Source organism: Nocardioides panaciterrulae (genome assembly GCF_013409645.1).
GTDB lineage: Bacteria > Actinomycetota > Actinomycetes > Propionibacteriales > Nocardioidaceae > Nocardioides > Nocardioides panaciterrulae.
The window spans coordinates 378,232-390,921 of record NZ_JACCBG010000001.1; the positions used below are offsets into that span (position 1 = coordinate 378,232).

General features: G+C 73.9%; 11 protein-coding genes. 6 read left to right on the forward strand and 5 right to left on the reverse strand.

Going from position 1 to position 12,690, the window contains the following annotated elements:
• The first annotated feature begins 122 nt into the window (after positions 1-122).
• The 3 genes from hutH (at position 123) to BJZ21_RS01800 (ending at position 4,951) form a co-directional block, all read left to right on the forward strand.
• Positions 123-1,691: a histidine ammonia-lyase gene (hutH, locus tag BJZ21_RS01790; protein ID WP_179662192.1), complete on the forward strand. Its 1,569-nt coding sequence runs from the start codon at positions 123-125 to the stop codon at positions 1,689-1,691.
• The gene (gene hutU / locus BJZ21_RS01795; RefSeq protein WP_179662193.1) at positions 1,688-3,358 is read left to right on the forward strand and encodes a urocanate hydratase; all 1,671 of its coding nucleotides are present in this window, start codon (positions 1,688-1,690) and stop codon (positions 3,356-3,358) included. The genes hutH and hutU overlap by 4 nt, the downstream gene beginning before the upstream one ends.
• 165 nt (positions 3,359-3,523) lie before the next feature.
• Entirely contained in the window at positions 3,524-4,951 is a 1,428-nt protein-coding gene (locus BJZ21_RS01800; RefSeq protein ID WP_218851232.1) for an MFS transporter, read from the forward strand.
• A gap of 81 nt (positions 4,952-5,032) precedes the next feature.
• On the opposite strand, the gene BJZ21_RS01805 is transcribed toward BJZ21_RS01800, so the two are convergent.
• The 5 genes from BJZ21_RS01805 to BJZ21_RS01825 form a co-directional block, all read right to left on the reverse strand.
• Entirely contained in the window at positions 5,033-5,173 is a 141-nt protein-coding gene (locus tag BJZ21_RS01805) for a hypothetical protein (RefSeq protein WP_179662195.1), read from the reverse strand.
• A gap of 87 nt (positions 5,174-5,260) precedes the next feature.
• A complete protein-coding gene (locus BJZ21_RS01810; RefSeq protein WP_179662196.1) occupies positions 5,261-6,139 on the reverse strand; it encodes an HpcH/HpaI aldolase/citrate lyase family protein in 879 nt (292 codons plus the stop codon).
• A 1-nt stretch (position 6,140) separates the two neighbouring features.
• Positions 6,141-7,244, reverse strand: coding sequence for an HpcH/HpaI aldolase/citrate lyase family protein (locus BJZ21_RS01815; RefSeq protein ID WP_179662197.1), 1,104 nt, complete (start codon positions 7,242-7,244; stop codon positions 6,141-6,143).
• A gap of 111 nt (positions 7,245-7,355) precedes the next feature.
• Entirely contained in the window at positions 7,356-7,964 is a 609-nt protein-coding gene (locus BJZ21_RS01820) for a DnaJ family domain-containing protein (protein ID WP_343051902.1), read from the reverse strand.
• A gap of 151 nt (positions 7,965-8,115) precedes the next feature.
• On the reverse strand, positions 8,116-8,739 hold the full coding sequence (locus BJZ21_RS01825; protein ID WP_179662198.1) for a nitroreductase family protein: 624 nt from the start codon (positions 8,737-8,739) through the stop codon (positions 8,116-8,118).
• A 10-nt stretch (positions 8,740-8,749) separates the two neighbouring features.
• Here BJZ21_RS01825 and BJZ21_RS01830 point away from each other — a divergent pair, with 10 nt between their 5' ends.
• Genes BJZ21_RS01830 through hutI form a run of 3 tightly spaced genes read left to right on the forward strand, consistent with a single transcriptional unit; the run spans position 8,750 to position 12,566 of the window.
• Positions 8,750-9,964: an allantoate amidohydrolase gene (locus tag BJZ21_RS01830; protein WP_179662199.1), complete on the forward strand. Its 1,215-nt coding sequence runs from the start codon at positions 8,750-8,752 to the stop codon at positions 9,962-9,964.
• A complete protein-coding gene (locus tag BJZ21_RS01835) occupies positions 9,961-11,397 on the forward strand; it encodes a formimidoylglutamate deiminase (protein ID WP_179662200.1) in 1,437 nt (478 codons plus the stop codon). Before BJZ21_RS01830 ends, BJZ21_RS01835 begins: the two co-directional genes overlap by 4 nt.
• Entirely contained in the window at positions 11,394-12,566 is a 1,173-nt protein-coding gene (hutI, locus tag BJZ21_RS01840; protein ID WP_179662201.1) for an imidazolonepropionase, read from the forward strand. The genes BJZ21_RS01835 and hutI overlap by 4 nt, the downstream gene beginning before the upstream one ends.
• The last annotated feature ends 124 nt before the right edge of the window (positions 12,567-12,690 follow it).

Below are 12,690 nucleotides of genomic sequence, written 5' to 3' on the forward strand. Positions count from 1 at the left end.
TAACAAGAAGGTGACGGGCCCGTGCCTGTGGCGGCCCTCACAGGTCGTCAGATCTCGGATCCGAGACGCGTCGGCGGCCCCGGCACTGGTCGGCGGCGGGGGTCCGGGCGAAGGATGGGGGCATGTCCCACCAGCCCGTCGCCGTCGGCACCGGCCCCCTGTCACCCGAGGACGTGCTCGCGGTCGCGCGCGACGCCGCGCCCGTCGAGCTCACCGCCGAGGCGGTCGCCGCGATCGGCCGTGCCCGGCGGGTCGTGGACGAGCTCGGTGCCTCCGAGACCCCGACGTACGGCGTCTCGACCGGCTTCGGCGCCCTCGCCACCCGGCACATCCCCAGCGACCTGCGCGCGCAGCTGCAGCGCTCGCTGGTCCGCTCGCACGCCGCCGGCTCCGGCCCCGAGGTCGAGCGCGAGGTGGTGCGGGCGCTGATGCTGCTGCGCCTCTCGACGCTGGCGACCGGGCACACCGGGATCCGGCTCGAGACCGCCCAGCTGCTCGCGGACCTGCTCGGCCGGGGGATCACCCCGGTGGTGCGGGAGTACGGCTCGCTGGGCTGCTCGGGCGACCTGGCGCCGCTGTCCCACTGCGCGCTGGCGCTGATGGGCGAGGGCGAGGTGCGGGACGCCGACGGGGTGCTGATGCCCGCCGCGACGGCGCTCGCCGCGGCCGGCCTGGCGCCGGTCGAGCTCGCCGCCAAGGAGGGGCTCGCGCTCATCAACGGCACCGACGGGATGCTCGGGATGCTGGTGCTGGCGATCGCCGACCTGCGGCGCCTGCTGCGCACCGCCGACGTCGCCGCCGCCATGTCCGTCGAGGCCCAGCTCGGCACCGACCGGGTCTTCGCCCCCGAGCTCCAGGCGCTGCGCCCGCACCCCGGGCAGGCGCTCTCGGCGGCGAACCTGGCCGCCTGCCTGCGGGACTCCGGCGTGGTCGCCTCGCACCGCGGCCCGGACTGCAACCGGGTCCAGGACGCCTACTCGCTGCGCTGCTCGCCGCAGGTCCACGGCGCCGCCCGCGACACCGTCGAGCACGCCGCGACCGTCGCCGGCCGCGAGCTCGCCTCGGCGGTCGACAACCCCGTGGTGCTGCCCGAGGAGTCCCGGCTCGAGAGCAACGGGAACTTCCACGGCGCCCCGGTCGCCTACGTGCTGGACTTCCTCGCGATCGTCGCCGCCGACGTCGCCTCGATCAGCGAGCGGCGCACCGACCGGTTCCTCGACAAGGCCCGCAACCACGGGCTGCCGCCGTTCCTCGCCGACGACCCCGGCGTGGACAGCGGGCACATGATCGCCCAGTACACCCAGGCCGCGATCGTCTCCGAGCTCAAGCGGCTCGCGGTGCCGGCCTCGGTGGACTCCATCCCCTCCAGCGCCATGCAGGAGGACCACGTGTCGATGGGCTGGTCGGCCGCGCGCAAGCTGCGCCGCTCGGTCGACGGGCTCACCCGGGTGGTCGCGATCGAGGTGCTGACCGCGGCCCGGGCCCTGGACCTGCGGGTCTCGACAGGCTCGACCACCGGGGTCTCGCCCTCGCCGGCCACCGGCGCCGTCGTACGCCTGCTGCGCGAGTCCGGGATCGAGGGCCCCGGACCCGACCGCCACCTCTCGCCCGAGATCGAGGCCAGCGTGGAGCTGGTCCGCTCGGGCGCCGTCCTCGCCGCCGTCGAAGAAGTGATCGGAGAACTCCAGTGAGCAACCCGCGACTCCCCATCCACGCCGCCACCGGCACCGAGCTGTCCGCGCGCTCGTGGCAGACCGAGGCGCCGCTGCGGATGCTGATGAACAACCTCGATCCCGAGGTCGCCGAGCGCCCCGAGGACCTCGTCGTCTACGGCGGCACCGGCAAGGCGGCCCGCAACTGGGAGGCGTACGACGCGCTCGTGCGCACGCTGCGCACGCTGGGCGACGACGAGACCATGCTCGTGCAGTCCGGCAAGCCGGTCGGCGTGATGCGGACCCACGAGTGGGCGCCGCGGGTGCTGATCGCGAACTCCAACCTGGTCGGCGACTGGGCCAACTGGGAGGAGTTCCGGCGGCTCGAGGAGCTCGGGCTGACGATGTACGGCCAGATGACCGCCGGGTCGTGGATCTACATCGGCACCCAGGGCATCCTGCAGGGCACCTTCGAGACGTTCGCGGCGGTCGCGGACAAGAAGGGCGGCACGCTGGCCGGCACCATCACGCTCACCGCCGGCCTCGGGGGCATGGGTGGCGCGCAGCCGCTCGCGGTCACGATGAACGACGGCGTCGTGATCTGCATCGAGTGCGACCAGTCCCGGATCCAGCGCCGGATCGACCACCGCTACCTCGACGTGCAGGCGCCCTCGCTGGACGAGGCCGTGCGGATGGCGGTGGCGGCTCGCGACGAGCGCCGACCGCTGTCGATCGGCGTGCTCGGCAATGCCGCGGAGATGGTGCCGGCGCTGCTCGAGACCGGCGCCCCGATCGACATCGTGACCGACCAGACCTCCGCGCACGACCCGCTGTTCTACCTGCCGATCGGGACCGCCTTCGAGGACTGGGAGCGCGAGCGCACCGAGGACCCGGCCGGCTTCACCAAGCGGGCGCGGGAGTCGATGGCCGCGCACGTGCGGGCGATGGTGGAGTTCCAGGACCGGGGCGCGGAGGTCTTCGACTACGGCAACTCGATCCGCGACGAGGCCCGCAAGGGCGGCTACGACCGGGCCTTCGAGTTCCCCGGCTTCGTGCCCGCCTACATCCGGCCGCTGTTCTGCGAGGGCAAGGGCCCGTTCCGGTGGGCCGCGCTGTCCGGCGACCCCGCCGACATCGCCGCCACCGACCGCGCGATCCTCGAGCTGTTCCCCGCCGAGGAGAAGCCGGAGTACGCCCGGCTGCACAAGTGGATCGCGATGGCCGGCGAGCGGGTGCACTTCCAGGGGCTGCCGGCGCGGATCTGCTGGCTCGGCTACGGCGAGCGCCACCGCGCCGGGCTGAAGTTCAACGAGATGGTGGCCTCCGGGGAGCTGAAGGCGCCGATCGTGATCGGCCGCGACCACCTGGACTGCGGCTCGGTCGCCTCGCCCTACCGCGAGACCGAGGCCATGCTCGACGGCTCCGACGCGATCGCGGACTGGGCGCTGCTCAACGCGCTGGTCAACACCGCCTCGGGCGCCAGCTGGGTGTCGATCCACCACGGCGGTGGCGTCGGCATGGGCCGCTCCATCCACGCCGGGCAGGTCTGCGTCGCCGACGGCACCGAGCTGGCCGCGCAGAAGATCGAGCGGGTGCTCACCAACGACCCGGGCATGGGCGTGATCCGGCACGTGGACGCGGGCTACGAGCGGGCCGCCGAGGTGGCCGCGGAGCGCGGCGTACGCGTCCCGATGTCCGAGGGCTGAACCGGGGCGGTCGGCCGGGCGGCGCCGGCGTGAGCGGCGCCACGGCGTCCGCCGGCTGATTCGTGCATGACCTCGGCGCGGGCCGGGCAGGTTCCCCCTTTCCGGGGGATCTGCCCGAAAACGCGTGCCTCCTCGGGGTGCGCCCCGAGCTGGAGGAGGACCGTAGTGGTCAACGTGCTGGAGCCGGTGGAGGATCCGGTGCCCGACTACGGGGTCGACGACGTGGTGGTGACCGAGTCCGGGGTGATCCGCCGGGCCATCGGCGCCGCCGCGATCGGCAACATCACCGAGTGGTACGACTTCGGCGTCTACGCCTACTTCGAGCCCACCATCCGCGAGGTCTTCTTCAGCGGCCTGGGCCAGACCGCCGGCACGATCGCGACGTTCGGCCTGTTCGCCGTCGCGTTCCTGGTCCGCCCGTTCGGCGGCATGTTCTTCGGGCCGCTGGCCGACCGGATCGGCCGCAACAAGGTGCTGGCCACGACCATGATCCTGATGGCGTTGGGCACCTTCTCGATCGGCTGCATCCCCAGCCAGTCGCACATCGGCCTGTGGGCGCCGATGCTGCTGTTGCTCGCGCGGCTGGTGCAGGGCTTCTCCACCGGCGGTGAGTACGGCAACGCGATGACGTTCATCGCCGAGTACGCCCCCGACCGCCGCCGCGGCTTCCTCGGCAGCTGGCTGGAGTTCGGGACCTTCGTCGGCTACCTGATGGGCGCGATCATCGTGACGGTCGCCGGCGCCACGCTGAGCCACGACCAGCTGCTGGGCTGGGGATGGCGGATCCCGTTCTTCGTGGCGCTGCCGCTGGGCATCGTCGGTGTCTACCTGCGCACCCGGCTGGCCGACACCCCGGCGTACATCGCCCTCGAGGAGCGTTCCGCCGAGCGGGAGAAGGCAAGCAAGTCGGGCAAGTCAGGACACGAGGCCCGACGGCTGACCGCGCTCTGGCCGTTCGTGGCCGTGTGCATGGGCCTGGTGATCGTCTGGAACGTCACCAACTACATGCTGACCTCCTACATGCCGACCTACGTCACCGAGACCGTGCCGAACGCCACCGGCGGCGGGGTCTCGGCCACGGCCTCGCAGTGGATCCAGATCGCGGTCATGGTCGTCGCGCTGTTCACGATCCCGTTCCTCGGCATGCTCTCCGACCGCATCGGCCGCAAGCCGCTCGCGTGGACCGGCGTCGCCGGGCTGATCCTGCTGTCGTTCCCGATGATCTGGCTGATCCGCGCGCAGAGCCTCTGGTCGGTCTTCGTCGGGCTGCTGCTCATGGGCCTGGTGCTGATCACGTTCAGCGCCACGATGCCCTCGACGTTGCCGTCGCTGTTCCCGACGCAGGTGCGCGGCGCCGGTCTCTCGGTGTCGTTCAACGTCGCGGTCTCGCTGTTCGCGGGCACCACCTCGGTGGTCGTGGGCGCGCTGGTGGGGGCCACCGGCGACCTGAACTGGCCCGCCTACTACCTCGTCGGGGCGGGCGTGATCGGCGCCGCCGCGCTGCTCTTCCTCAAGGAGCCCAACGGCGAGCGGATGTGGGGCTCGGCCCCCGCCGCGCACGACGAGGAGGAGGCCCGGGAGCTGGTCGCCTGACCCGGCCGGCCACCGACGCCGACGGCCCCGGTTCCCTGAGGGGAGCCGGGGCCGTCGTCTGTCAGGTGGGATTCGGTGGCGCTAGTAGAAGCGCCGGCGGGTGCCGCCGATCGGGACGAAGTTCAGGACCAGTCCGACGATGATGAGAATCAGACCGATCCAGACGAGTGCCTGAACGGTGAACAGACCGATGATGAGAAGAATCAAGCCCAGGATGACCATGCCAACCTCCTCCCAAGGTCAGGTTGACAGCGTTGTACCACTTCGGCGCGGTTCGCAAACCCCTCCGCGCGCGGGGTACGCCGGCCCTCAGGCCTGCAGGGCCAGGATCGACTCGTGGATCGCGAGCGTGCGCCGGGCGGACTCGACGTGCAGGTTCTCCACCATCCGGCCCTGGTAGGTGACGACGCCGGCCCCCTGGCCGGCCTCCCAGGCCGCGAGGATCCCGCGGGCGTCCTCGACGGCCTGCTCGCCGGGGGCGAAGGCCTCGTTGGCGCCCGGGACCTGACCCGGGTGGATCAGCGTCTTGCCGTCGAAGCCCAGCTCGCGGCCCTGCCGGCACTCGGCGAGGAAGCCGTCGGTGTCCTGGACGTCGTTGTAGACCCCGTCGAGGATCTCGACCCCGGCCGCGCGCGCGGCGAGCACCGCGGTCTGCAGCGCGGTGAGCAGCGGGCCGCGGCCGGGCACGTGCTCGGCGTACAGCTCCTTGACCAGGTCGTTGGTGCCCATCACCAGCACGGCCAGCCGGTCGGAGGCGGCCGCGATCTCCCGGGCGTCGAAGATCGCCTGGGGCGTCTCGACCATCGCCCACAGGCGGGTGTGGTCCGGGGCGCCGGCCCGCTCGATCGCCGCGACCAGGCCGCGGACCTCGTCGGCGCTGTTGACCTTGGGCACCACGATCCCGGCCGGACCGGCCTGGGCGGCGGCCTCGAGGTCGGCGTCGTGCCACGGCGTACCGAGGCCGTTGACCCGGATCGTGACGGTGCGCCGACCGTAGGCACCCGAGGCGACCGCGGCCGCGGCCGCGTCCCGCGCGGCGGTCTTGGCGTCGGGGGCGACGGCGTCCTCGAGGTCGAGGATCAGCCCGTCGCAGGCGATCGACTTCGCCTTCTCCAGCGCCCGCCCGTTGGAGCTCGGCATGTAGAGCACCGAGCGCAGCGGCGTGAACGGCGTGGCCGACGCGGACATCTCAGGCCTCCTCGATCGCGGCGTACGCCCGCGCGAGCTCGGGGTCGATCGCGGCGAGCTGCTCGGCGAGCTCGACCATCACCAGGCACTGCTTGAGGGACGCGTCGTCCTCCATCTTGCCGTCGAGCATCACCGCGCCGGTCCCGTCGCCCATCGCGGCGACCACCCGGCGGGCGTGGGCGATGTCCTCGACGCTGGGGCTGAACACCCGGTTGGCGATCGCGATCTGCTTGGGGTGCAGCGACCAGGTGCCGACGCAGCCGAGCAGGAAGGCGTTGCGGAACTGGTCCTCGCAGGCGACGGTGTCGGCGATGTCGCCGAACGGCCCGTAGTAGGGGTAGATGCCGTGCATCGCGCACGCGTCGACCATCCGGGCGATCGTGTAGTGCCACAGGTCCTGCTGGAAGGTGCGGCGCTCGGCGTCGACGTGGGTCACCCCGAGGTCGTCGCGGGGCGGGTCCTGCCGGACCAGGTAGCCCGGGTGGCCGCCGCCGACCCGGGTGGTCTTCATCCGGCGGTCCGCCGCCAGGTCGGCCGGGCCGAGCGAGAGCCCCTGCATGCGCGGGCTGGCGCCGCAGATCTCCTCGACGTTGGCCATGCCGCGCGCCGTCTCGAGGATCGCGTGCACCAGGATCGGCCGGTCCAGCCCGGCCCGGGCCTCGAGCTGGGCGAGGATCCGGTCGACGTAGTGGATGTCCTCGGCCCCCTGCACCTTGGGCACCATCACCACGTCGAGCTGGTGGCCGATCGCGGGGATGAGCGTGGTCAGGTCCTCGAGCACCCACGGGCTGTCGAGCGCGTTGATCCGCGTCCACAGCTGGGTCTTCGCCTCGGGACCGCCGAGGCCCTCGGTGTCCTGGGCGATCCGGACCAGGCCGGTCCGGGCGGCCTCCTTGCTGTCGGCCTTGACCGCGTCCTCGAGGTTGCCGAGCAGGACGTCGACCGTGCCCACCATCTGCGGGATCTTGGCGGCCATCTTCTCGTTGCTGGGATCGAAGAAGTGGATGGCGCGGCTCGGCCGGGCCGGAACCTCCCGGAGGGGCTCCGGCGCCCCGACCGCGAGGGGGCGGAAGAAGTCCTTGGCGCTGCGCGAAGAGGTGGGCATGCGCGGAACGTAGCAGCGGGCGGTCACCCCTCGGTATGACCGAGGCAACAGCCCGCCGGCCGGTGCTGGCGGCGGTGCCGGCTCGACGGGCAGGCGGCTGGGGGACAGGGGTCAGCGACGCCACCAGCGACGGCGCCGGGCCGGCGCCTCCCGCGCCTCCCGGGCCGCGGCGTCGGCGCGCCGGGCGGCCTCGGCCCGCCGGCGCTCGAGCAGGGCGGTACGCCGGTCGCGCCAGGCCGCGACCTCGTGCTCCACGTCGCGCGGCATCGTGACCAGCGGTGGGCCCTCGGGCAGCCGGTAGCGGGCGGCGATCACCCGGCCGTTGAACTCCTCGACCTCGCGGCGCACCGCGGCCTCGGTGTTCAGCGTGTCGAGGCGGCCGTCGAGCTCGGCGTCCTCCTTGCGCAGCTGGACCGAGGGCGGCAGCACGCCGGTGATCTGCTCGCGCTCGACGAGCTTCTTCAGCCACCAGTCGGGGTCGTGCTGGCTGCCGAGATCCTTGATCGGCTTGCCGGCGCCGGGCAGGTCGTCGAACTCGCCCTTGGCCATCGCGACCCGGATCTGCTGGTCCACCCAGCTCGCCTGGTGCTGGATGCGCGCCGCGGCGGCGCCCCGGCCGGTCCGGGCGTCGAGCTCGGTCGCACGCTCCGGCTGGTCCCGCGGCTGGTCGCGCGGCTCGTCACGCGGTCGGTCCCGCGGCTGGTCCTCGCTGTCGGGCACGTCCTCACCCCCAGGTGCCCGAGGATAGCCGCCGGCTCCGCACCCGGGGTGTCGGCGGTGCCGTGCCGGCGGGGCCGCAGCGAGCGCGAGCCGAAGGCAACAGTCTCGGATGCGAGACCGTTGGCCGGTGCCGGTCGTTGACCGCCGATGGTCAGGCCGGTGGACTGGTGGGGTGCCCCCACCGACCCCGATGGACGACCTCGTCCATCGGCCGGCGCGCCCGGCGGGCGGGGGAGCCCTTGGCGCCGCCGGCGGCCGGGTGGCCGATGGTCATCACGCCGACCGGGTCGTAGTCGTCGGGGATGTCGAACTCCCGGCGTACCACCGCGTCGCGCTCCGGCGGGATGCCGAAGAAGCACGAGCCGAGGCCCTCTTCGACCACGGTCTGCATGATCAGCAGGCTGGCCATCGCGGCGTCCATGTGCCAGAACGGCATCGGCCAGCGGGCCTCGTCGCGGTCGGTCCAGCCCTTGTCGGGCTCGGCGTAGCGGCCCAGGTAGGCGGCCTTGCTGGAGCACGGCACGACCACCACCGGCGCGCGCATCATGCCGGCCAGCCAGGTGTCGGGGTGCTCGACGTCGTCGGCGGTGGCGCGCCACCAGCGGGCGACGTCCGCCGGGGTGTCGAGCACCAGGAACGCCCAGCCCTGGCTGAACCCCGCGTTGGGGGCGCGTACGCCGTTCCTCAGCGCCCGGTCCACGATCGTGGGGTCGACCGGGCGCTCCTCATAGCTGCGCACCATCCGGCGCCTGTCCACCACGTCCTGGAAATCCATGGGAGCGAGCATGCCTGACGACTTCGAGCGGATGTGGGCGGACCTGGCCCCGGTGGGTCGCTCCTCCGCCTCCGGCGGCTACTTCCGCCAGCCGTTCCTGAGCGCCGAGGTCGAGCTGCGGGCGTGGTTCGCCGAGCAGGCGGCCGCCCGCGACCTGACCCTGACCACCGACCCGGTCGGCAACATGGCCGCGTGGTGGCGCCCGGCCGGCGTCTCCGGGCCGGGCGTGCTGACCGGGTCGCACCTGGACTCCGTGCTGGACGGCGGGGCGTACGACGGTCCGCTCGGCGTGGTCTCCGCGCTGGCCGCGGTCGACGTGCTGCGCGCGCGCGGCTTCGTGCCGTCCCGGCCGCTCGGGGTGTCGGTGTTCGTCGAGGAGGAGGGCTCCCGGTTCGGGCTGGCCTGCCTCGGCTCCCGGCTCGCCTCGGGTGCGCTGGCGTGGTCCGACGCGCTCGCGCTGGCCGACCGGGACGGGGTCTCGCTGGAGTCGGCGCTGGACCGGTCCGGGCTCGGCGGCCCGTCGTACGAGCCGTGGGACCTGGCCTCGACGATCTCCTGCTTCGTGGAGCTGCACGTCGAGCAGGGCCGCGACCTCGTGGACCGCGGTGCGGCGGTGGGGGTGGGCAGCGGGATCTGGCCGCACGGGCGCTACCGGTTCGACTTCACCGGCGTCGCCGACCACGCCGGAACCACGCGGATGGAGGACCGCGCGGACCCGATGCTGACCTATGCGATGACCGCGCTGGCCGCGAACAAGCAGGCGCGGCTCGGCGGCGGCCGGGCGACCTTCGGACGGATCGACGTGGCGCCCAACGGCACCAACGCGATCCCGTCGCGGGTCTCGGCCTGGCTGGACGCCCGCTGCGACTCGGAGGCCGCGCTGTCGTCGCTGGTCGAGGAGGTCACCCGGATGGCGACCGAGCGGGCCGGGCGGGACGGCACCGCGCTGGCGGTCACCGCCGAGTCGGTCTCGCCCGCGGTCGGCTTCGACCCGGCGCTGGCCGCCGCGCTGGCTGCGGACCACGAGGAGGGCGACTGGCCGGTCATCCCGACCGCGGCCGGGCACGACGCCGGCATCCTCTCGGTCGCCGGGGTGCCGACCGCGATGCTGTTCGTGCGCAACCCGACCGGCGTCTCCCACTCGCCCGACGAGCACGCCTCGACGCCCGACTGCCTGGTCGGCGTCTCGGCCCTCGCCGACGTCCTCGAGAGGCTCGCGCGGTGACCCGTGCCTCGTCGTACCTCCTCGACCGCGCCTGGGTCGACGGCGCGGTCCGCGAGGACGTGCTGGTGAGGATCGAGGACGGGGTCTTCACCTCGGTGGAGTCGGGGGTTGTCAGCCCTTCCTCTCGGTTGACGGGCGTTGCAACGGCTGACAACCGAGGGAATCCCCGGCTGGCCGGGGATTCCAGCACCCACCTCCCCGGCCTCACCCTCCCCGGCCTGGCCAACTGCCACAGCCACGCCTTCCACCGGGCGCTGCGGGGGCGGACCCAGCGGGAGCGGGGGACGTTCTGGACCTGGCGGGAGCAGATGTACGCCGTGGCGGGGAGCCTGGACCCGGACCGGTACTTCGCGCTGGCGCGGGCCACGTTCCGGGAGATGGCCGCGGCGGGGGTCACCTCCGTGGGGGAGTTCCACTACCTGCACCACCGGCCGGACGGCTCGGCGTACGCCGACCCGAACGCGATGGGCGACGCGCTGGTCGCGGCCGCGCGGGAGGCGGGGCTCCGGATCGCGCTGCTCGACACCTGCTACCTCAGCTCGGGCTTCGGCGCGCCGCCGGAGGGCGCGCAGGTGCGCTACGACGACGGCTCCGTCGAGGCCTGGGCCGAGCGCGTGGACCTGCTGGCCGACCGGCACGCGACGGCCGGCGACCTCGGCGACCTCGGCGACGTGGTGGCCGGTGACGTGGTGGTCGGGGCCGCGATCCACTCGGTGCGCGCCGTGCCACCGGCCGCGATGGCGCGGGTCGCCGCGTGGGCGCGCGAGCGCGGGGCGCCGCTGCACGTGCACCTCTCCGAGCAGGTCGCCGAGAACGACGCCTGCCGGGCCGCGCACGGCGTCACCCCCACCCGGCTGCTCGCCGACGCCGGCGCGCTGGGCCCGCTGACCTCGGCCGTGCACGCCACCCACCTCGAGGACGACGACATCCGGCTGCTGGGGGACAGCGGCACCCGCGCCTGCTTCTGCCCGACCACCGAGCGCGACCTCGGCGACGGCATCGGGCCGAGCCGGGCCCTCCACGAGGCCGGCAGCCCGCTCACGCTCGGCAGCGACAGCCACGCGGTGGTCGACCTGTTCGAGGAGATGCGCGCGGTCGAGCTCGACGAGCGGCTGGCCACCCGGCGCCGCGGCCACTGGGCGGCCGCCGAGCTCCTGGAGGCCGCGACCGCGACCGGCCACGCCAGCCTCGGGTTCCCGACCGCCGGCCGGATCGCCGTCGGCGCCCGTGCCGACCTGGTCACCCTCGACACCCGCTCGCCGCGCACCGCCGGCACCGGCGCCGACGAGGGCACGGCCGTCTTCGCCGCCACCGCCGAGGACGTCGTGCACGTCGTCGCCGACGGGCGGGTCGTGGCCCGGGCGGGCGACCGGCAGGAGATCGGTCGCGAGCTCGACGCCGCGATCGCGGCGGTCTGGAAGGAGCTGGCGTGAGCACGCTGATCACGAACATCGGGGAGCTCGTCACCAACGACCCCCACGCCGAGGACCTGCTCGGCGCGCTCGAGGACGCCGCGCTGGTCGTCGAGGGCCGCGACGTGGCCTGGGTCGGCCGTGCCGCGGACGCGCCGGCCGCGGACACCGTCGTCGACGTCGGCGGCCGCACCGTGCTGCCCGGCTTCGTCGACAGCCACAGCCACCTGGTCTTCGCCGGCGACCGGTCCGCGGAGTTCGCCGCGCGGATGGCCGGCGAGTCCTACGCCGCGGGCGGGATCCGTACGACTGTCGCCGCGACCCGGGCCGCGACCGACGAGCAGCTGACCGCCCACGTCGGCCGGCTGGTGGAGGAGATGCTGGGCCAGGGCACCACCACCGTCGAGATCAAGAGCGGCTACGGCCTCACCGTCCGCGACGAGGCGCGCAGCCTCGCGGTCGCTCGGCAGTTCACCGAGGAGACGACGTTCCTGGGCGCCCACGTCGTGCCCGCGGAGACCGACCCGCAGGCGTACGTCGAGCTCGTCACCGGACCGATGCTGGAGGCGGCCGCGCCGTACGCCCGCTGGATCGACGCGTTCTGCGAGCGCGGCGCGTTCAACGCCGACCAGGCCCGCGCGGTGCTCGCGGCGGGCGCCGCCCTGGGGCTCCGCGGTCGGCTGCACGCCAATCAGCTCGGCCCCGGCCCCGGCGTCCGCCTCGCGGCGGAGCTCGGCCTGACCGCGGTCGACCACTGCACCTACCTCGACGACGCCGACGTCGACGCGCTGCGCGACGCCGGCACGATCGCCACGCTGCTGCCGGGCGTGGAGTTCTCGACCCGGCAGCCCTACCCGGACGCGCGGCGGCTGCTCGACGCCGGCGTGCGGGTCGCGCTGGCCAGCGACTGCAACCCGGGCTCGTGCTTCACCAGCTCGCTGCCGTTCTGCCTCGCGATGGCCGTGCGCGAGATGGGCATGACCCCGGCGGAGGCGGTGCACGCGGCGACGTACGTCGGTGCGGCCGCGTTGGACCGGCACGACGTCGGCGCGCTGGTGCCGGGCCGCCGGGCGGACCTGCAGGTGCTCGACGCCCCCTCCCACGTGCACCTCGCCTACCGGCCCGGGGTTCCGCTGGTCCGCGGCGTCTGGGTGGCCGGCCGCCCGGTCGTCACCGCCGCTTGGGGGTAGGCAGTCCGAGGCGCTCCCGGCGCCGGCGACACCCGACCAGCAGGCTCCGCCGGAAGGGGACGCCCCCCTAAGGCACCCCGCAGGCGGAGATAAGGCAGTTGCCCGATGTGCGGGCCCACCTCAG